Below are 20,996 nucleotides of genomic sequence, written 5' to 3' on the forward strand. Positions count from 1 at the left end.
TCCTCGGCATGCCATCCGATCATGCACCAGCGGTCGATGTCGTGACCCGCCGCTCACCGCGCGTTCAACCCTGGACAATCGGATTGTAACCGTGGTTGCATCTGCTGGGAGCCGCACGATCGCGGCGACGTGGGCACGTTGGTGCGTGGTGGAAGGGGTGCGAGTGGCGATGTCGGAGAGATCCGGTCGACCCGGGAGTTCGGATGCGTCGAGACGTGCGGACAGTCCGCCGGAGACCGAAGGGTCGGCGGCCGTCGAGTCGGGTGACCACGTCGACCCGACGGCGGGGGTCTCGCTGCGGACCGCGACCCGCGCGTGGTTCCTGATCTCGCTGCAGACCTTCGGGGGTCCCGCGGGTCAGATAGCGGTGATGCAGCGAGCGCTGGTCGATGACCGGCGCTGGATCGGCCAGCGCCGGTTTCTCCATGCCCTCAACTACTGCATGCTGCTGCCCGGGCCCGAAGCCCAGCAATTGGCCATCTACGTGGGTTGGCTGCTCAACGGAACCGCCGGTGGGCTGATCGCGGGCATCCTGTTCGTCCTGCCCGGGGTGATCGCGATACTCGGGCTGTCGGCGATCTACGTCGCCTTCGGCGCGACGACCATCGTGGCGGCCCTGTTCGCCGGCATCGGCCCCGCGGTGCTCGCCATCGTCGCCCAGGCGGTCACGCGGGTGAGCAAACGGGCGCTCACCGGGCCCGTGCAGATCGCGATCGCGGTCGCCGCGTTCATCGCCCTGGCGGTCTTCGCCGTCCCGTTCCCGATCGTCATCGCCGTGGCCGGCGTCCTGGGCTGGCTGACCGGCCGCCGTGTCGTCGCCGCCCAGAAGGAGGTCGCCGACGACGGGCCCGCGCCGATCATCGCCGACGACGCGATCCACACGGCATCCCCGAGCTGGCGTCGCGCCGGGGTGGTCCTCGGTGTCGGTGCGCTGGCCTGGATCATCCCGATGGGCATCGTCGTGGCGACCACGGGGACGGGCAGTGTGTTCACCCAGCAGGGCACGTTCTTCACGTGGACCGCCCTCATCACCTTCGGCGGCGCCTACGCCGTCCTGGCCTACATCGCCCAGCAGGCGGTCGAGGTCTACGGCTGGGTCACGCCGGGTGAGATGGTGCGCGGACTCGGACTCGCCGAGACGACCCCCGGCCCTCTCATCATGGTCGTCCAGTTCGTCGCGTTCCTCGGCGCCTATCGCGATCCGGGCGGTCTCGACCCCTGGGTCGCGGCGACCATCGGCGCACTCCTGACCACCTGGGTCACGTTCGTGCCGAGTTTCGTGTTCATCTTCCTCGGCGCGCCGTTCATCGAGAAGCTCCGCAACAACCGGCATCTGACGTCCGCGCTGAACGGCGTCACCGCCGCGGTGGTCGGCGTGATCGCCAATCTCGCACTGTATTTCGCACTGCACACGCTGTTCCGGGACACCACGGTCGTCACCGCCGGGCCGTTGCACCTCGCGGTCCCGCATCTCGACACCCTGCGTCCGTTGGCCGTGGTGATCACCGTGATCGCCTTCGTCCTGATCTATCCGCTCAAGCAGTCGGTGCTCCGGACCCTCGGCATCTGCGCGGTGCTCGGCCTGCTCGCCGCCGCGGTCGGCCTGCCCCTGACCTGAACGACCCTGACCTGAACGGGTGTCGTCAGGGCACGAGGAACGGGCGGATCCAGTCGGGCGAGACATCACGGGCGACACCTGCCGCGGTCTCGTCGTCGACGTCGACGAGTGCGTAGTGCTCGGCGCCCGCCGCGGTCGCGAGAATCAACGTGGTGACGCCCGCCCGGCGCTGGAAGAGCGACGTACGGCTGGCCCAGCCGATCACACCGTCCCGGTCGACGACGATGCGTTGCCGCGCGACGCTCGGCGGTGCGATGACCACCGAGCGAGAGGTCAGCCGATGCCCGAGGTGCCGGGCGCGGACGACACCGAGCGCGGTCGAGCCGAGAACGGCGATGACCCCCACCGCCAGCCATGGCGCCGGGAGGGCGCGCGTGAGTACCGCGACGCCGATGACGACGAGCACGACTGCGCCGGACAGGAATCCGCGGTTGATCCGACGCCGCCCGGCGGTGACGCCGTGTCCGACGAGCGGCGTGGTGAGCTCGGTGCGTTCGTCGGTGACCAGACCGGCCACCCGCATCGCCTCGTCGATCGGTGCCGGTGGCAGCAGAAGCGGGTGCTTGGTGCTGCCGGTGGCGATCGCCTGCAGGCGAGCGCCTTTGAGTGGGCGCATGAGGACCGGCTCGGTGAGGTGACTGCCGCGGATGCGCCGTTCGTCGAAGCTGATCGCGTTGGTGGTCAGCAGTCCGCGTTCGGTGCGGAGGGTCCCGTCGGGATGGCGGAGGAGCCGGAAGTTCCAGTAGTTCAGGACGTACCCCAGGACGGACAGGATTCCGCCGACGACGATCACGAGCAGACAGGCACCCAGCACGACGAGTCCGATCGCGGTCTCGCGGACGGAGTCGACGGCATCGCGCGCGAATCCGATCCCTTCTGCGAAGACCCCGGCGTCGTTGGCGATCTGCACGGCGAGGCCGGCGGCGCCCGCCGCCAGTGCGAGCCCGGCGACGGAGAAGGGGGAGTAGCGCAGCCACGAGGTCTGGAACCGCGCCAGGACCGTGGGGTGCTCGGCCGCCACCGGGGCGGTCGGGTCGTCGGGGTCGGTGCCGGCGAGCGCCGACGGTCCCTGGAGGGTGCGCGTGGCCATCAGATTGTCGTGCAGCGCCCGCGCCTCGTCGACGGTGAGTGCGGTGAGGACGACCGCCGACGACTCGTCGTCCCCTCCGGTGCCGATCTTGACCTTCTGCAGTTTCAGCACGCGGTGAACCGGGGACGCGGTGAGGTCGACGCTGCGGATGCGGTCCCGGCGCGCGGTCGCGACCTTGCGTGTGACGAGCCCGCTGCGCACCCGGACGTGCTCATCGGTGACCTGGTAGCGCGTGGTCAGCCAGGGCACCACCGTCACGAACGGCACGATGACCGCGGTGGCGATCAGGGTGAACAGCGGCGCACCCGAGCCGGCGAAGACCAGCGCGATCACGACCGGGATCAGTGAGGGCAGGAGCTCGACGGGTTTGACGGCCATCATCCACGGCGACAACCGGTGCCAGTCCTCCGGCCCGTCGACGGCGAACGGCTCAGGTCGCGTCATCGGTGAAAGCCTGTGTGCGGATGGTCAGATCGGCGGCGGTCGTCCGTGCGACCTCCGCGTCGAGACCGGCGATGTGGATCGTCCCGGCCGACGACGCCGTGGTCACGGTGAGGGTCGCCAGCCCGAGGAACTGTTCGATCGGCCCGGCCTCGGTGTCGACCACCTGGATTCGGGCGATCGGGATGATCACGCGGTGCCGGACGAACCAGCCCGATTGCGAGTACACCGCGTCGTCACTGACCTCCCAGCGGTGAAAGCGGTAGCGCCACTGCGGGACAACCGCGACCCAGGCGACGGTCACGACGACCACGACGACCACGGCGAGCACCGCGATCCATCGCGCCTGGTCGACGACGACGGCCACCACGACGGCGGCGACCACACCCAGGACCCCGAGAACGAGCGGGCCGATGCGCCACAGGGTCTTGGCGCGTGGATCGACAATGTTGACCGGGTCGCGCAGGGTCGGGTGCACCGGCACGGTCGGATCAGATGAGGGGTCCATTGCCGCCAGTCTAGGGGTGGGTTCCCCGATGCTAGGTGACGGTGATGCCTCCGTCGACGGGCAGCGTCTGGCCGGTGACGTATCCGGCTGCGGCCGAGGACAACCAGATCGCGGTGGCGGCGAGTTCCTCGCCGTGTCCGGTCCGGCCGAGGAGTACCCGGGGCATCTGGGAGTCGAGATATCCCGGTTGGTAGGTGTCGGTCATCTCGCTCTCGAAGAACCCGGGGGCGATGGCGTTGACGCGAATGCCCTTGCGCGCGCCCCATTGCTGGGCCAGGTCGCGGGTGAGGCCGATGACGCCGGCCTTGCTCGCGGCGTACGCCGCCTGCGGCAACCCGGCGGTGGTGATGCCGAGGATCGACGAGATGTTGATGATCGAGCTACCCGGTTGCATCACCCGCCCGCAGGCCTGGGCCATCCAGTAGGAGCCGTTCAGGTTGACGTCGATGACGCCGCGGAACTGCTCGGGGGTCTCGCGGGTCGCCGGGTACGCGGTCCCGACGCCGGCGTTGTTGATGAGCACGTCGACCTTGCCGAAGGTCTCCATCGCGGCGTCGACGACCCGTTGACACTGCTCGGGGTCGGCGACATCGGCGGGGACCACCAGCGCCTTGCGGCCCAGTTCCTCGACGGCGGCAGCGGTGGCGGCGAGCTTCTCCGCCCGTCGCGCGGCGAGTACGACGTCCGCGCCCGCCTCGGCGAAGCCGCGGGCGAACGAGACCCCCAGCCCGGACGAGGCGCCGGTCACGATGACCACCTTGCCGGTGGTGTCGAACAGATCCATCACGGACATCGTTGTCTCCCTTGAGTACTCAGCACGGTGAACGACGCGGGGCGCCGGTCGAGTCGGAATCGGTGTCAGAACCAGGACGGTTCGACGTCGAGGGTGGTGCGGTCGAGTGCGGTCAGCAGATCGAGCTGTGGGCCGGTCTTGGGTAGTTCATACCGGAAGAAATACTGTGCCGCAGCGCGTTTGCCGTCGTAGAAGTCACCGGTCCGGCCGTCGGCGGCGAGGAGTTGTTCGAGCCAGATCCAGGCGATCACGATGTGGCCGGCCGTCTCCAGGTAGACGGTCGCGTTCGCCAGCGACAGCTTCGGGTCGCCCGCCGACCAGATGTGCGCGGTCACCTTCACCAGCCGGTCCACCACCGCGTGCAGCGTGTCGGCGAGGGTGTCGAGTCCGTCGACAGCCCGTGCGCGGGCGACGGTGGCCTCGATGGTCTCGGCCAGCGCGGCGAGACCGGCCCCGCCCTGCATGATCACCTTGCGGCCGAGCAGGTCCAGGCCGTGGATGCCGTGGGCACCTTCGTGGATCGGGTTGAGCCGGTTGTCGCGGTAGTACTGCTCGACGTCGAATTCGCGGGTGTAACCGTATCCGCCGTGGACCTGGATCGCGAGGCTGTTGGCCTCGAGACACCACTGGGAGGGCCAGCTCTTCGCGATCGGGGTGAGCACCTCGAGCAACAGGTTCAACCGGTCGCGTTCGGCGGGGTCGGTCGTGGTGGCCGCCTCGTCGACGAGGGTGCTGCAGTACAACCCGAACGCGAGAGCGCCTTCGACGTAGGACTTCTGGGCGAGCAGCATGCGACGAACGTCGGCGTGTTCGATGATCGGGACCGGTTTGGTCGACGGGTCCTTGTGGTCGACGGGTCGGCCCTGCGTACGCACCTTCGCGTAGTCGAGTGAGGCCCGGTACCCGGCGTAACCCAGTGCGGTGGCGAGGAATCCGACGCCGATGCGCGCTTCGTTCATCATGTGGAACATGTAGGACAGGCCGCGGTGTTCGTCGCCGACGAGGTAGCCGACAGCGCCGGGAGCGGAGCGAGCGGACTGATCGTCCACAGCGCCGGGAGCCGTCTGGGTGGAGTCGGTGGGGAAGGTGCCGTCGCCGAAGTTGAGCAGGGTGTTGGTGGTGGCGCGGTTGCCCATCTTGTGGTTGAGGCCGACGAGCGCGACGTCGTTGCGTGTTCCGTCGGCGAGGTATTTGGGCACGATGAACAGCGAGATGCCCTTGACGCCGGGTCCGCCGCCGGGGATCTTCGCCAGGACGAGATGGACGATGTTCTCGGTGAGTTCGTGGTCTCCGCCCGAGATCCACATCTTGGTGCCGGTGATGCGGTAGGTGCCGTCGCCGGCGGGTTCTGCCTTGGTGGTGATGTCGGCCAGCGACGAGCCGGCCTGTGGCTCGGACAGGCACATCGTGCCGGAGAAGCGGCCTTCGACGAGGGGGCGGACCCAGGTGTCGCGCTGCTCGGGGGTGGCGTATTCGGCCAGCAGGTTCGCGTTGCCGACGGTGAGGAAGTTGTACGACGACATCGCGGCGTTGGCGGCCTGGAACCACACGGCGGAGGCCTGGCGGATGACGGTGGGCAGCTGCATGCCGCCGAGTTCGTCGTCGAAGGAGGCCGAGATGAGACCGGCCTTGCGGTACTCGGTGAGGCCGGCGACGATCTCGTCGGGCAGGACGACCTTGCCGTCGTCACCGATGTAGGGCTCGTTGGCGTCGCCGATCTTGTTGGCGGGTGCGAAGCACTTCATCGCGATGTCGGCGCTGAGTTCGAGCACGGCGTCGAAGGTCTCCCGCGAGTGTGCCGAGAAGCGCTCCCGCGAGGTCAGCGCCTCGACATCGAGCCATTCGTAGAGCAGGAACTCGAGGTCCCGCCGGGACATGGGTGTGGTCATCGCACTTCCTCGTCGTTCAGGTGGGCGGACGCTGGTACGCGGAGGTCCGTCGCCCGTCCATCATGCCCCGGCATCAGGGCTCGCCCCGACCCGGGTTTCGCCAGTGGGTTGTCCCGGGCGGCGACACGGCCGGCGTGGTCAGACGTCGATACCGAATTCCTTGATCTTGCGATAGATCGTCGCGCGCGAGATGCCCAGCGCGTGGGCGGCGGCGAGTTTGTTGTGGCCGTTCTCCTCGAGACTGCGCACGATGGCGTCGCGTTCGAGGGCCTCGATGCGGGTGAGGGTGTGACGGCTCTGCGCCCGATACGTCGGGGGCAGTTGCGTGACGGTGATCGTCCCGGAACGGTGGTGGGTGACCACGTCGCGCAGGGCCTGACGCAGTTCGGCGACGTTGCCCGGCCAGGTGTATTTGCTGAGCTGACGCATCGCGTCCGGCGCCACCGGCAGTTCCTTGCCGCGGGTGAGCTGGCGCAGGATCGCGGGCACCAGGACCTGCAGATCTTCGATGCGGTGCCGGAGGGGTGGCACCTCGACGGTGTGGGAGAAGAACGGAAGCAGCGTCGCGCCGAGCGCGGGCAGTGTGTCGACGGTGCTCAGGGTGATGCCGAGCCAGCCCGCGTGTTCGCGACCCTGCAGCACGTCGGCGACGTCGAACAACATGTCGTCGTCGAACTCGTCGATGTCGCGCAGGATGATCGCGAAGTCGTCGCGTTCGATCTCGGCGGTGAAGGTGTCGAGGGTGTCGGCGTCGGAGAAGTCCTCGGCGGAGAAGACGCGGATGGTGCCTCGGCGGTACTGGCCGGCGGCCGCACGCAGCACCGCGGCCCGGCCGCTCCCGCGTTCGCCCGACACCGCGATCCATCGTCCCGCGCCGACATGTTGGGCGATGCGATGACAACACTCCCGCCACGACGAACTGCGGCCGACGATGCCGGGCAGCGTCGCCGCGGCCGCCGGACGGCGTCGCGGTTCCGGAGACGGACCGGGATCCATCAGGTGTACGTGGAAGACCGCGATACCGGCGTCGGTGTCGGAGAACTCGACGACCGGCGCGAGTCGGACCGCGCGTCCACTGGGCAGGGTGTTGACCCGGCGGGTCGACGAACTGTCCAGGGTCTGGTCCACGGCGTGCTCGAGCATCGACACCTGGTCTTGCGGATCGATGCTCTGGCGCAGTCGCCGGTTCATCAGCACGACGTCGGCGGCCAGCGCCAGGACCATCATCTGCGGCGCACGGCGGCAGGTGGCGAGATACGCTGCGAGCAGCCGGGATTCGCGCTCGCTGGCATTCGTCAGCATCTGTTGCTCGATCTGGACGGTGGCCGACTTGGCCAGGGAGAGCAGCAGTGACCCCCCCTCTTCCACCCATCCGGTGAGATCGAGTGCGCCGACGATGCCGCCGGAGAACGGATTTCGGATCGGGACACCGGCACAGCTGAGCTGAGCGAGGCAGCCGGCGTAGTGCTCGGCGCCGGTGACGAGTGTGGCCTGCCGGGTCTCGAGTGCGGTGCCGATCCCGTTGGTGCCGGCGTGTTCTTCGCTGTAGCTGTACCCGGGAGCCAGGGAGACGGCATCGAGTTGGCCGAGGAGTTCCCGGCTGCCGGTGGCGCGCGATAGGACGACGCCATCGGGGGAGGTGAGGATGATGCTCACCGGTTCCGCCGAGAGGTCCATGGCGAGCTGGTCGAGCACCGGACGGGCCGCGCTCATCAACGGGCTGTCCGTGTTCGGTTCGCGGACGAAGGGGAGTTCGAGTCGGTCCGCCTGCACCTTGAACGACCGCGACCGTCTCCACGAGGTGGAGATCGCGTCGCGGACGGTGCCGCCGAAACGGTCGTCGGGTACGCCGTCGTCGCTGAGGAAACGTTCGCGCGCCCGCGCGACGTAAGCGATCGAATTCCGGGCCTGGGCTGAGGGCTGATGATTCACCGGGGTAGACAACTCCCTATTGTGATGTACGTCTCACATCATCAGCAGTGTACAGAACAACGGGCTGGTGGCGGGGGTGGATGGAGCCGGACGAAACGGACCGTGCTGACCCGCCGGGATCCCGCCTGCCGGGACGGCTCGGCAGTGGGCCGGCCGCGATCGACGCCGAGAACGAATTCCGATCGCGACCGGCCCCCGTCACCGTCGTGCGGTGACGTCCCCGCCGGGGTCGATGGCCACCGGCCGGTGTGGGCCGGCCGGTGGCGGCCTGATGAAGGCCGGCCTAGTAGATGTTGGAGGGTCGGACCATGCCCTCCGCGAGGTCGCCGAAGCCGGGCGCCTCGATGGCGCCCGGATGGGTGAGGACCTCTTCGACCACAGCCGTCTCGGTGGTGATCAGCAGGGCGGCGATGGACGCGGCACTCTCCAGTGCCGCCTTGGTGACCTTCGCCGGGTCGATGACACCTTCGTCGAACATGTCGCCGTAGCCACCGGTCATCGCGTTGAAACCGTGCCCCAGCGGCAGGCCGCTCACGACCCGGACCACCTCGTCGCCGTCGAACCCGGCGTTGGTGGCGATCCAGAAGAGCGGCTCGGCCATCGATCGACGCACGACGTCGATGCCGACGCCCTCGTCACCGGACACCTCGGCGAGCGACTCGAGCGCCCGATGTGCCTGCGCAAGAGCCGTTCCGCCGCCGGAGACGATGCCGTCCTCGACCGCCGCGCGTGTCGCTGCCAGTGCGTCCTCGACGCGGAGCATCCGCTCCTTGAGTTCGACGCTGGTGACCCCGCCGACCCGGATCACCGCCACCCGGCCGGTCAGCCGCGCGATCCGCAGTTCGAGGCTGTCGCGGTCGGCGTCGATGCGGGCGCGGGCATGCTGGGTCTCGAGTTGCGCCACCCGCGCGTCGACGAGACCCTGGTCGCCACGCGCGCCGACGATCGTCGTCGCATCTTCGGTGATGGTCACCCGGTCGCACTTGCCGAGCTGTTCGACGGAGACCTCCGACAGTTCCAGCCCGGTGTCCTTCGCGATCACCTGACCGCCCAGGGCGACGGCGAGATCCTCGAGTTCGGCGACCCGCCGATGTCCGAAGCCCGGGGCCCGGACCACCACCGACTGCATCGTCTTGTGCATGTTGCCGCCGACGAGGAGCTGCAGCGCCGGGCCGTCGACGTCCTCGGCGAGGACCAACAGGGGTCGATCGGCACGCTTGGCCGCCTCGATGCTGGGCATGATCTCCTGAACGGTGGTGATCTTCTTGTTCGTCAGCAGGACCACCGGGTTCTCGAGAACCGCTTCCATGCGTTCGTGATTGGTGACCATGTAGCCGGAGATGTACCCGTGGTCGAACTCGATGCCGTCCACCACGTCCACGCCCAGCCCGAGCGTGTCGCTCTCCTCGGTGGTGATGACACCGTTACGACCCACGTACTCGACGGCCGCCGCGATCGCCGAGCCGATCACCTCGTCGTCGCTGGCGGCCAGCGTGGCGATCCGCTCGAGGTCGCTGCGCCCGCCGAGTGCGACGGACTGCTCGGACAGCGACTCGATCACGGTCGCGATGGCACGCTCGATGCCTCGACGCACCCGCATCGGGTTGGCGCCCTGTTCGACCGCCCGTAGACCTTCACGGACCATTGCTTGCGCCAGCACGGTCGCCGTGGTGGTGCCGTCGCCGACCACCCCATTGGTCTTCATCGCCACTTCTTTGACGAGCTGCGCGCCCATGTTGGCGAACGGGTCGCGCAACTGGATCTCGCGGGCGATGGTCACCCCGTCGTTCGTGATGGTCGGAGGGCCGGTGAGCTTCTCCAGGACGGCGTTGCGTCCCTTCGGTCCCAGCGTCACCTTGACCGCGTCGGCGAGTGCGTTGACCCCTCGCTCGAGCCGCAGCCGCGCTTCGGCGTTGTAGCGCAACTCCTTGGCCATGGTCGTCCTGCCTTTCGTTCGGTGTTCTCGGCTGTGTACTGCGGTAAATCTGTTGTGCTGCTCGCCCTTCGAGTCTCGTTGCGCTCTACTCAGGCCTCTGCTCCCTGAGGAGCGCCCGGAGCTTGCGGAGGGCGCGTCACCCCCTGCTCCCTGAGGAGCGCCCGGAGCTTGCGGAGGGCGGCCAACCCCTGCTCCCTGAGGAGCGCCCGGAGCTTGCGGAGGGCGCGTCACGAAGGGTCTTCGCAACTCGTCTCGCCAAGACCCTTCGTGACGCTCGCAAGCTCGCTCCTCAGGGAGCAGGGGGGTCGCCGTCCTTACTCCCTGAGGAGCGCAAGCGGGCTGCCTTCTCTGCTCCCTGAGGTGCGAGGAGCGCAAGCGACGAGCCTCGAAGGGTCGGCTCGGTCAGGGCACGAGGATCGCCCGCCCGCGGACCCGGCCGGCGTCGAGGTCGTCGAGCGCCTGCTGAAAGTCGTCGAGGGCGTAGGTGCTGGTGTGCAGCTTGACCTTTCCCCGCGCGGCGAGGTCCATCAGTTCTCCGAGGTCGTTGTACGACCCGACGAGGTTGCCGATGTAGTTGATCTCCGTGGAGATCACGTCGATGGTCGGCACGTTGATGTTCTCGCCGTAGCCGACGACGAAGAAGTTGCCCGCGCGCCGCAGCATCGCGGTACCCTCGGCGGTGGCCCCGCCCTCGCCGACGAAGTCGAGCACGGCCTCGGCGCCGTGCCCACCGGTCAGCTCGAGAACCTTCTCGACATGTGAACCGTCGGCGACGATCCCGATGTCGGCCCCGATCTGCTGGGCGAGTTCGACGGCGTCCGGATTACGATCCACCACGATGAGCCGGACCGCCGAGATGGCCGCGAGAACCTGAATCCCGATGTGCCCCAGTCCTCCGGCGCCGATCACCACGCAGGTGTCACCGGGACGCGTCATGCGCGCGACCTTGGCGGCGGCGTGATAGGCGGTGAGTCCCGCGTCGGCGAGTGCGGCCACGTCGGCGGGTTCGAGCGAATTGTCGATCCGGACGACGCTGCGGGCGGTGGTCTTCAGGAATTCGGCATATCCGCCGTTGGTGTCGATGCCCGGGAATTTGCTGTTCTCGCAGTGGACGTCGTCGCCGAACCGGCACGCCCGGCAGAGACCGCAGGTGATGAGCGGATGCAGGATCACCTTGTCGCCGACGGCCACGTTCGTGACCGCGTCCCCGACCGCGTCGACCCACCCCGCGTTCTCGTGGCCGATCGTGTACGGCAGCGCCACACCGGATTTCTCCTCCCACTGGCCCTCGAGGATGTGCAGGTCGGTGCGACACACGCCGGCGCCCCCGATCTTCACGATGACGTCGAAGGGACCGGTCACCTCCGGTGCGGGTACCTCGTTGAGCTGCAACTTGTCGTGGTAACCCACGACCTGGACTGCGCGCATGGTCTACTCCTGTTCCGTTCGGGTGATGGCGTCGCGGGTGGTCCGGAGATCGGTGATGACGGGCCCGCTCCGACCGTCGCAAGCGGTGTCGTCGGCATAACGGGTGGCTAGCAGGCCGCGGCAGAAGTGGCTGTTGCCCTCCATCGAGATCCGCACCGAGCGGGCGAAGCGCAGGCGCATCGGCACCTGTTCGGCCGGCAACGGCCTGCCCTCCTCGTCGACGACGACGAGGCTGTTGGGGCACACGCTGAGTCCCAACTCCATCCGTCTGCGCAGCAGCGCCGACTTCCGGTGGCCGCGCGGGAGGTCGCGCAGGGCGAGGCGGTCGACCTCGGACACGAGCACGCGTCCGGCGGTGAGCTCGGCCGCGACGCAGCGCTCCATCGCGGCGGTGTGTGCCTTGCGCCGGAACGTGAGTCGGAGCTCGTCGAGGCTCTCGAGTGCCTCCACCCCGAACGTGCCCTTGTAGCCCGCGTGCGCGTCGAGTCCGGTGTTGATCTTGTCGCTGTCGTGGTGATCGTCGAGCAACACGCGGACCTGACCGATCCCGTCGATGTCCTCGAGCGCATCGAGGGCGTCCGAACCCATGAGGTAGGCGAAGTTCGGCGAGCAGAACGAGGTGGGGAGTCGCAGATGGACCGTCACCCCGGCGTCCTCGAGGAGGATCGACCGGACGAAGGCGAGATCGGTGATCGGCTCGTCGAGTTCGGGATCGAGGACCGTGTCCAGTGCAGCGAGTACGTCGCGCTCGAGGCGGCTCGCCCGGGCGACGCCGAGTGCCGGCCGATCGTCCAGGGCGGTCATGCGTTCACCGCGTCCTTTGCCCCGGCTGCCACCTCGGCATCCGGATCGGCTGCGCTGGTGGGCAATCGCAGTTCTTCGGGCACCTCGATGTGCGGGTACAGCGCGGCCGCGTTCAGGCCGAGGATCTTCTTCTTCTGCTCGACCGTGATCGGTGCGTACTCGGTCATGTCCTCGGGGATCTGGAAGTCGACGAACTTCTCGACCAGCCACTGCGGGGTCCACAGCGCGTAGTCGCTGGCAAAGAGGATCTTGTCCTCGCCGATCCAGTACAGGAGCTCGCCGATGATCTGCGCGAAGTAGCGAGGCCGCGTGTGGATGAACGGGATCGCCACGGCCAGACCGCCGAACACGTTGGACTCCTGGGTTGCGATCCAGCAGAAATCCTCGAGCCGGGGCAGGCCGACGTGCTCGATGACGAAGTTCAGGTCGAGGTAGTCGGTGGCCACCTTGTCGACATCGGCGACGTCGAAGGCGTCACGGTCCAGCGGCCGGATGGTGGGGCCCTTGTGGATGTGGACGTTCTTGATGCCGAGTTTGATGCACTCCTCGAGATAGCGCCGCGACCAGGCGTCGTCGAGCTTGTATCCGCGTGAGTCGCCGAACCATTCGGCCGTGTAGAGCTTGACGCCCTTGAGGTTCATCGTCTCGGCGTCGCGCCGCAGCTGCTCGAGACCGGCCTCGCCGTGGCGGGGATCGTAGGCGTGGTTGTAGGTCAGCAGGCCGGGATTGTCCTCGCACAGCTTGAGCGAGTCGTCGACCTGGGCGAAACCGTTGACGTAGAAGTCCTTCAGGATGGTGGCCTGGAAGATGGCATGGTCGGCCGGCCCCTCCTCGAAGAGGTCTCGCATCAGGCGGTCCGGGCCGTAATAGGTGTACGTGTCGTAGTCCCACACCTTGTCCTCGGGGCTGAGGTTGCGGTGATAGTCGTAGAAGCAATCGATGAACTGCTTGCCGTGGATGTTCTTCTGATTGGACTCGCGTCCGTCCCAGAGGTGGACGTGGGCGTCGACGATGAAGTACTTGTCGCCGTTCTTCTCGTACATCGTGTGCTCCTGACGATCGTGGGCTGTGGTCTCGGCGGGCGGGGCTTAATTTTCTCGGATGTGATTGGCGGGGAGGTGTTCTCGGTGGTGGGCGGGGTGATGCGGGGTTGGTGTACGTCGTGGCCGCCGGGAACGGGCCGCCGGCGGCCACGACGTATGCCTGGTGGGCTCTGGTTCGAGCGTCAACCCTGGGCGGTGAGGTCGAACCCGATGTACTCGGCGGCGTCCTCCGGGCTGGCGAACAGGAAGGTTCGGTCGTCGAGGTGCACCATCCGTCCGTAGTGGGTGGAGCTGATCTCCTCGAAGATCGATCCGTCGAAGTCCTGGCCGAGTGCGTCGGTCAGCTCGTCGTAGTCGAACTCGAGCCGGTTGACCCCGTCCACGCGGATCATGGACGGGTATTCGGTCAGTTCGACCCCGTCTTTCGCTCCCATGACGTCGGCGACGACCCGGCCGATCGGGGTGTTCATCAGGGTCACGCCGCACATGTTGGAGAACTCGGTCTCCGCGCCGAATTGCATGGTCACTTGCTCAACTCCTCGGGGATGGCGACATCGATGGATGTCAGCAGGTCGGTGAACTTGGCGGTTGCCGCGTCCAGGCTGGTGGCGAACGTGATCGACTTGTCCGCCGGCTGCGACCAGATCGGTTGCAACGCACGGGCTGCGTCGAGACACCGGGGGACCCACACGGCGAGCCACTGGCCGAACAGCTCCTTGTTCTCGTCGCCGAACTGCTCGTCGCGCGTGAGGATTCGGAAGAGGCTGCGTGTGTAGGCCAGGTCGCGGTCGTAGTCGTGCTCACCGGTGCCGACAATGGTCGGGGTGATGTAGTCGCCGTTGCGCGCGGCGACCTGCATGACCAGCTCCGAGCGGAAGAGCGATCCGACGAGCTGCTCGAAGACGATGTTGGTGGCGAACAGCAGCTCGCACCAGTCACCGACTGCGGTCAGCCGTTCGACCACCTCGCGGGTCGGCTGCCACTCCGGTGCTGCCTGCCACACCTCTTTGTGTGCCTCGCCGTCGAACTCCTCCTCGGCCTCGGACAGGTCGAGGTTGAACAGCGCGAGATCCTGGGCGAAGCGCATCTTGTGTGCGGCGTTCACGGCCACGGCGGTGTTGATCATGTTGGTCGGGCCCGACCGCTGGATGGAGGTGAACACGTGGAGTGCCAGCCCGTTCTCGGCGTGCATCCAGGCTCCGAGATTGCGCTCGATGAACTTGAGCCACGGCGAATTCCACGAATCGTACGCGCGTGCCCGCTTGGCGTTCTGCAGGCACAGGTCGACCTGGTGGACGACCGCTGAGTTGTTCCGGTAGATCGTCTGGTCCCACTCCTCGTTCGGGTCGAGGAAGGCGTGCCAGTTGCTCGACTTCGCCGTCGTCCACTCCTGCGGGTAGCCGCCGGGACCGTTGCCGAAGCCGTAGATCCAGCCCTGACTCAGGTGCCGTTCGGGATCGGGCTGTACGTCGACGGTGACGTCCTCGTACATCGTGGCGCGCTTCTTGGCCGGCTGATAGTAGCTGTACTTGCGGCTCTTGGAACTCGGGAAATCCTTGGCGCCGGCTTCGGCGTCGGTGAACTCGATGGACGGGAAACTGCGTTCTCGCTGGTTGGATCTGGGGGCGGTGGGTGCGGACATACTGCGCGCTCCTCCTCGTTCGGCGGCTGTCAGGGGTTCGGCGACTGTTAGGGTGTCGAGCTGGCTAGTCGAATGCCGGGCTGGTGAAACTGTCGTAGAAGATCTGGTCACGGGGCACCGAATGTTGTTCGGCGAGAGCCAACGCCGCGTCGACCATGGGCGGGGGTCCGCAGAAGTACACCTCCGTTCGGGACAGATCGGATTCGCATCCGTTGACGATGTCGGTGACGTTGCCCTCGGCCACGGAGACGCCTGCGGGTGCGTCGGCGGCGGACTCGGACAAGCATGCGGTGAAGCTGAAGTCGGCGATCTTCTCGCCGAGAGAAGCGATCTCGTCGAGGCAGAAGAGATCGGCCGCGGTGCGGGCACCGTAGTAGAAGCGCACCGGGCGGACGATCTCCGACTCGCTGATGTGCCGGAGAAGGGACAGCAGCGGTGCCATCCCGGCGCCGCCGCCGATGCAGACGATCGGGAGTACGTGCCCGTTGCGGAGGGTGCATGACCCGTACGGGCCGTTGACCATGATCTCGGTGCCCGGTTCGAGTCCGTTCTCGAGCATGCCTGCGAACACTCCGCCCGGGTACTTCTTGATTAGGAACTCGAGTTTGTCGGGGGTCGACTGGGTGGTGGCGATCGAGAAGGACCGCTTCTCCTCGGTACCGGGGATCGAGAGGTCCACGTACTGACCGGGTTTGAACTCGAAGGTGGCCGGCTCGACCACGTCGAGTCGCAGGGACACGATGTCCTTGGTCATCGGCTCGACCGCGGTGACCCGCGTGCGTACGTCCTGGATCGGTGCGCCGCCGAGCAATTCGTCCTCGTCGAAGTTCAGCAGTTCGATGTCGCAGTCGCTGTAGGCGTACGTGCGGCAGAGCAGGACATACCCTTCGGCCTCCTCCGCGTCGTTGCAGGCGAAGGTCGAGTAGTCATCCATCTGGACGTCGCCGTCGAGCATGTAGGACTTGCACGCCGAGCACCGGCCCTCCCGGCACCCGTGCATGAGGTGGATGCCCTGCCGGAATGCGGCGTCGAGGATGGTCTCGTCCTCGCCGACCTCCATCTCGATGTCGACGGGGGCGAAGTTGATGCGATGTGTGTCGGCCACTGTTTCTCCAGTTCGGACTTCGGGTGCGGGGACCCTTCGTGACGCTCCGCTCCTCAGGGAGCAGGGGTGACGCTCCGCTGCGCTCCGCTCCTCAGGGAGCAGGGGTGACGCTTGGCTCCTCAGGGAGCAGGGGGATGGCTTGCGGGACATCACCCGCTCCCTGAGGAGCGCTCGGAGTTCGCGCTGAGTGCGTTTCCTTCTGCTCCCTGAGGAGCGCTCGGAGTTCGCGCTGAGTGCGTTTCCTTTTGCTCCCTGAGGAGCGCTCGGAGTTCGCGCTGAGTGCGTTTCCTTCTGCTCCCTGAGGAGCGCTCGGAGCTTGCGGAGAGCGCGTCACGAAGGGTCGACGCGACTCAGGCCGGTACGGCCCCGTTGGTGTTGGCGCGGTACGCCGCGATGTGGGCGTTCCGTTCCTCGTCGGACATCTCGTTGAGCAGCACGTTCGGGCTGTTGAAGACGTTGCCGCGGACATCGTCGAGCGTCCACATCTTCTTCGGGTCCAGGTCGAGGTGCGGCTGCGGGATCAGCGTCTTGCCGTCGTCTCGGACGTAACCCAGATCCTGGATGATGTCGGCGAGATCCTTGCCGTGATGCAGCGTCTCCCACTCGCGGAAACCGGTGAGACGTCCCATGTTCGGGGTCTCTCGGCCCTCGTACTCGCCCCGGAAGGCCACCGCATCGGTCCAATAGCAGGTTTCCGAGCAGTACGTGCGCCATTGGTTGTCGACCTTCTCGGTGACCATGTCCTCGCGGATGAGGGCAGGCACCATGCAGGTCCAGCACCGGTGCGGGTACTCGTACCCGACCTCTTCGAAGGCGATCGGCTTGTTGCGTCCGGGGTAGGCGAGCCGGTTGTAGTTCTCCCACCACTTGCCGAACTTGTTGTACCAGCCGGGGTACTTGTGCTCGAACCACTCGAAGTCCTTGTCGGTCATGGCGTCGATGCGCCAGTAGTTGACCGGCCAGCCGGTGGCGAAGAAGCGGGCGACCTCATGGACGTAGTGCTTGTCGACGATCCGCTTCCACGCCTCTTCGACGAGGTCGTGCGGGATGGTCAGCCCGTACTTCTCCAGCGGCAGAAGGTAACTGCGGTAGTAGTCGTCGTAGATCCAGCGACGCCACATCTCGGCGTAGCTCTCGCGGTCCTTACGACGGTCCTTGGTGCCGTACTCGATGAAGGTGCCGATCGCGGCGTCGACGACGCAGTGGTTGTTCCACCATGCGTACCGCAGATCGCGTTCCAGTAGCGGGCGATTGCGCTCGTCGGCGAGAGCCATGAGCAGAATCGAGTAGCCGTTGGAGATGTGCCGCGACTCGTCGGACTGGACGGAGTGGAACACGGTGGGCAGCAGGTAGTCGCCGTTGGCGGCGGCCTCATCGGGCATCGCTACGAAAAGTGTGTTGGTGAAGGCTGTTTCGGCGACGACGGTCAGGTAGATGTTGGCCGCGGTGATGGCGTCGCCGGTGATGAACCCCTCGCCGAACTGGCGGCCGATGGTGCCGGCGTAGTTGTTGGCGAACGCCTTCTCGGTGATGTCGAAGCCGGCCGGGTCGATGTAGTTGTTCATGTACAGCTTCTTGAGGTTCATCTGGATCGTCGAGTGACGGACCTCGTCGATCATCTGCACGGCCAGGCCGTTGTGGATCTCCGGGTTGGGCACGGCGTCGATGGCCATCGGCATCGCGCGGGCCGCGGAGATCTCGGGGAACGGGATGATCGACAGGAACAGCTTCTGCCATTCCAGCCAGCGTTCCTGCACCTGGCGAAACATGTTGCCGCGGATGGCGCCGTCCATGGCGCCGTACACGCGGTTGTCTTTTTCCTCCTCCATCGGGAAGTACGACCGCATGATCTGCTTCAGCGGATCCTTCTTGGGGGCCTTCTCGAATGTGTAGTCGGTACCGAACCGGGTGGCCGGGGTGGCGAAGGTGGGCTCCCAGGACAACTCGGTGATCTTCGCATGGGCTTTTGTCAAGCTCTGCCTGCTCAAAGTGCGCCTCCTCGGTGGAGAGCCGGCGGATTGCCGGCCCGCATGGACTGGAGCGACTTCGATACAACCCTGTGACGTGGATTACAAACGTCTCACTGTGAGACGACGACAGAGAACCCGCCCGGTGCAGTGCGCACGGGGCGGGTTCGGAGGTGGTGAGGGACCGCTACAGCTCGCGATCCGCGGCGGCGAACGACCCGGACGGCAGCAGCGGATCGTTCAGACGTTGTGCGTACTGGTCGAAGTAGATCCGCGCGATCAGCTCGCGGCGGCTGCGGACGCCGGCCTTGTCGAAGATCGATTTCAGGTGGTCCTGCACGGTGTAGGCGGAAACGTGCAGGGCGGTGGCGATGTCCTTCGTGGCCACACTCTGCAGCACCATCTGGGTGACGTCGCGCTCACGGGCGGTGAGCCCGAACGCCTCGACGACCAGCGGGATGATCTCGGGCGGGCGGGCCTCCTCGATGGTCACCACGACCTCGCCGACCCGGCCGTCGGCCGACGACAGCGGCGACGCGTGGATGACGAGCCACATGCCCGACGCCCCGCGCACCCGGAGGCGCGGCGGGACGGAGGACTCACCCGAGCCGTAACGGCGCGCGGCCCCGATCAGGCCGTAGATCGGGTTCATCACCGCCGCGCCGTTCGGACCGGACGCGAGGTCGGCGATGCGCTCCTGGCTGCCGGCGCTCATCTGCACGATCTCGTTGCTGCGGTCGATGATCAGCACCGCCGGGCCGTGGCCGGTCGCCGGTGGCGCACCCGGCGCGTCGACGGCGGCCGGGGCGGCGGCACTCGCCCCGCCGGCGACCACACTGCTCAGCAACCCCACGCGCACGCCGTAGGCGAGGGTGCGCGACAGCGACCCCAGGAAGTCGATCTCGTCGGCGTCGAAGGGCCGGCACCCGGCCCCGCTGCGGAACATCGCGATCCCGGCCCACGCCCGGTCCCCGTCACGAAGCACCAGCCGGGCCTCGTCGTGGAAGCAGTATTCGGGAATCATCAACTGCGACATACGATTGGACCGTTCGGTGGCGCCCCGGTTGAGGAGGTTGAGTCCGACCGCATCGCGTTTGGCGGCCACCATCTCGCGGTAGGCCGTCGGCTCGACCTGCCCGTATTCGAGGAGACCCCAGTCCGGGTCCCGGTGATCCTCGCCGAGCAGTGACCCGTACTTGCGGGCGCTGGTCAGCAGGACGGTGTTCGGATCGAAGGTGCCGATGCACACCGCGTCCACCGGTATCGCGCGACCCAGCGAGGCGACGGTCTCGGCGAAGAAATCGTCGAGACCGAGGCCGGCGTGGGCCACGACCTCGATGTCGCGGCGCACACGCTCGGCGGTCAGACTCGATGTCATTCGACAATTGTGGGCGTGAGCTGCGCGGATGTCTATCCCACAATAGTGGGGTCCCCCGGACGGAGGACACCGGCCGGATCGTGGCGTCGTCGGATGGTCTCCAGGCGCGTCCGCTGGTCGGTCGACCACAGCGCGTCGCGTTGGGTTGCCGTCCGCCCGGAGAAGTTGAGCAGCGCTCCACAGGAGTGGGTGGCCACCGCGTCGGTGACGGCCGCGAGATGCTCACCTACCTGTTCGCCCAGCGGGCCGGCGGGTACGCCGATGGCGAGGACGGAGAACGCGCCATCGCGTCCCACGACGGCGTTGGGTACGCGCTGCGGCGACCGCAACCGGCCACCCAGGAGACGGACCTCGACGATCGCCAGCGGGCTCACGACCTGTGGGCCTGCTACCGCGAGCAGGGCATCCACGGCAGATGCCGGGAAATCGGCGAGTACGCAGCCGCGTTCGGCACTCGGCATCGGCCCGGGCGGGTCCATGTGTACCGCGTCGAGCGCAGCGGTCGGGAGGACGTCGATGTTCTCCAAGAGGATCGGACCCACCGACCGCATCGGTGCGAGCAACGCGGCCGCGGTGGCCGGGTCCCCGGTGTGGGTGTAGCGGACGTGCACGGCGAGCTGACCCTGCAGGGGCGGGGGCAGGTTGGGGTCCGGCGGGAGGCGAAGGATGGCCACCGAGGTCCCGGCCTCCTCGGGCAGGGAGGGCGCCCACTCGCGCCAGGCGTGCAGGACGTCGGCGGCCGCCGAGCCGGCGAAGAAGATCCCGCCGCCGTAGACCGTGGGCAGATCGAAGAGCTCGAACTCGAGTGCGGTGACGATGCCGAACCCGTCGCGTCCGCCGAGCAGTGCCCAGAACAGGTCCGAACCCGCGGATGCGTCCACCGTGCGGACGAAACCGTCGGCGGTCACGAGCTCGATCGACCGGACATGGTCTGCGGCATAACCGAACTGACGACCCAACGGACTCAGTCCGCCGCCGAGTGTGTACCCGACGACACCCACCGACGACGACGAGCCGACGAGCCCGGTGAGGCCGTGCGGCGCGGTCGCGGCGACCACATCGCGCCACCGCGCACCGGCTTCGACGCGCGCGGTCCTGGTCACCGGATCGACACTCACCCCCGCCATCCGAGACGTGGTGACGACGACCGTGCCGCGCCCCTCGATCGGCGATCCGTGCCCGGTCGCCCGCGCACCGACCCGCATCCCGTTCGAGCGCGCATATCGCACGGCGGCGGCGACGTCGGCAGCGTTCGTCGCCCCGACGACCACGTCAGCGGCGGGTATCGCCGCGAGGTTGAAGCCGGTCAGTTCGGCGGTGTAGCCCTCGTCGGCGGCGGTCAGAACGGGACCGCCGACCGCCGAGAGCAGGGCGTCGAAGTCGGTGAAGTCGATGGGTTCAGAGGTGATGGACACGATGCTT

Annotated in this window: 16 protein-coding genes; 1 reads left to right on the forward strand and 15 read right to left on the reverse strand. The window is 67.4% G+C overall.

The annotated features are described in order from the left end of the window. Positions 1-163 precede the first annotated feature (163 nt). Positions 164-1,618, forward strand: coding sequence for a chromate efflux transporter (chrA, locus tag ACFVHY_RS20105; protein ID WP_390275140.1), 1,455 nt, complete (start codon positions 164-166; stop codon positions 1,616-1,618). Positions 1,619-1,643: 25 nt separating this feature from the next. Here the strand turns inward: chrA and ACFVHY_RS20110 are convergent, their stop codons facing one another. From ACFVHY_RS20110 to ACFVHY_RS20180, 15 genes are all read right to left on the reverse strand, one after another. Beyond that, positions 1,644-3,152 (reverse strand): PH domain-containing protein, encoded by a 1,509-nt coding sequence (locus ACFVHY_RS20110; protein WP_390275039.1) that lies wholly within the window; start codon positions 3,150-3,152, stop codon positions 1,644-1,646. After that, positions 3,139-3,657, reverse strand: coding sequence for a PH domain-containing protein (locus ACFVHY_RS20115; RefSeq protein ID WP_390275041.1), 519 nt, complete (start codon positions 3,655-3,657; stop codon positions 3,139-3,141). The genes ACFVHY_RS20110 and ACFVHY_RS20115 overlap by 14 nt, the downstream gene beginning before the upstream one ends. A gap of 31 nt (positions 3,658-3,688) precedes the next feature. Next, the gene (locus ACFVHY_RS20120) at positions 3,689-4,450 is read right to left on the reverse strand and encodes an SDR family NAD(P)-dependent oxidoreductase (protein ID WP_390275043.1); all 762 of its coding nucleotides are present in this window, start codon (positions 4,448-4,450) and stop codon (positions 3,689-3,691) included. A 65-nt stretch (positions 4,451-4,515) separates the two neighbouring features. Further along, positions 4,516-6,339 carry an acyl-CoA dehydrogenase gene (locus ACFVHY_RS20125; RefSeq protein WP_390275045.1) on the reverse strand — a complete coding sequence of 608 codons (1,824 nt, stop codon included), beginning with the start codon at positions 6,337-6,339 and terminating at the stop codon, positions 4,516-4,518. Between the two features lie 138 nt (positions 6,340-6,477). Beyond that, a complete protein-coding gene (locus ACFVHY_RS20130; RefSeq protein WP_390275047.1) occupies positions 6,478-8,283 on the reverse strand; it encodes a sigma-54-dependent Fis family transcriptional regulator in 1,806 nt (601 codons plus the stop codon). A gap of 271 nt (positions 8,284-8,554) precedes the next feature. Then, positions 8,555-10,207 carry a chaperonin GroEL gene (gene groL, locus ACFVHY_RS20135; RefSeq protein WP_390275050.1) on the reverse strand — a complete coding sequence of 551 codons (1,653 nt, stop codon included), beginning with the start codon at positions 10,205-10,207 and terminating at the stop codon, positions 8,555-8,557. Positions 10,208-10,609: 402 nt separating this feature from the next. Next, positions 10,610-11,635, reverse strand: coding sequence for an NAD(P)-dependent alcohol dehydrogenase (locus ACFVHY_RS20140; protein WP_390275052.1), 1,026 nt, complete (start codon positions 11,633-11,635; stop codon positions 10,610-10,612). A gap of 3 nt (positions 11,636-11,638) precedes the next feature. Then, a complete protein-coding gene (locus ACFVHY_RS20145) occupies positions 11,639-12,439 on the reverse strand; it encodes an iron-sulfur cluster assembly protein (protein ID WP_390275054.1) in 801 nt (266 codons plus the stop codon). After that, the gene (locus ACFVHY_RS20150) at positions 12,436-13,482 is read right to left on the reverse strand and encodes an amidohydrolase family protein (protein WP_078113343.1); all 1,047 of its coding nucleotides are present in this window, start codon (positions 13,480-13,482) and stop codon (positions 12,436-12,438) included. The genes ACFVHY_RS20145 and ACFVHY_RS20150 overlap by 4 nt, the downstream gene beginning before the upstream one ends. A gap of 182 nt (positions 13,483-13,664) precedes the next feature. Continuing rightward, on the reverse strand, positions 13,665-14,003 hold the full coding sequence (gene mimD / locus ACFVHY_RS20155) for a propane 2-monooxygenase effector subunit MimD (protein WP_176455943.1): 339 nt from the start codon (positions 14,001-14,003) through the stop codon (positions 13,665-13,667). Between the two features lie 2 nt (positions 14,004-14,005). Beyond that, positions 14,006-15,124 (reverse strand): aromatic/alkene monooxygenase hydroxylase subunit beta, encoded by a 1,119-nt coding sequence (locus ACFVHY_RS20160; RefSeq protein ID WP_078113345.1) that lies wholly within the window; start codon positions 15,122-15,124, stop codon positions 14,006-14,008. Positions 15,125-15,188: 64 nt separating this feature from the next. Beyond that, positions 15,189-16,229 (reverse strand): 2Fe-2S iron-sulfur cluster-binding protein, encoded by a 1,041-nt coding sequence (locus tag ACFVHY_RS20165; protein ID WP_078113346.1) that lies wholly within the window; start codon positions 16,227-16,229, stop codon positions 15,189-15,191. Positions 16,230-16,579: 350 nt separating this feature from the next. Beyond that, positions 16,580-18,217, reverse strand: a complete 1,638-nt coding sequence (locus ACFVHY_RS20170; protein WP_390275057.1) for an aromatic/alkene/methane monooxygenase hydroxylase/oxygenase subunit alpha — start codon at positions 18,215-18,217, stop codon at positions 16,580-16,582. A gap of 166 nt (positions 18,218-18,383) precedes the next feature. Continuing rightward, entirely contained in the window at positions 18,384-19,574 is a 1,191-nt protein-coding gene (locus tag ACFVHY_RS20175) for a helix-turn-helix transcriptional regulator (protein WP_390275059.1), read from the reverse strand. Positions 19,575-19,606: 32 nt separating this feature from the next. After that, the gene (locus tag ACFVHY_RS20180; protein ID WP_390275061.1) at positions 19,607-20,989 is read right to left on the reverse strand and encodes an FAD-binding oxidoreductase; all 1,383 of its coding nucleotides are present in this window, start codon (positions 20,987-20,989) and stop codon (positions 19,607-19,609) included. Between the last annotated feature and the right edge of the window lie 7 nt (positions 20,990-20,996).

Origin of the sequence: Gordonia sp. NPDC127522, from assembly GCF_042672305.1 — a bacterium.
GTDB classification, from domain to species: domain Bacteria; phylum Actinomycetota; class Actinomycetes; order Mycobacteriales; family Mycobacteriaceae; genus Gordonia; species Gordonia hongkongensis.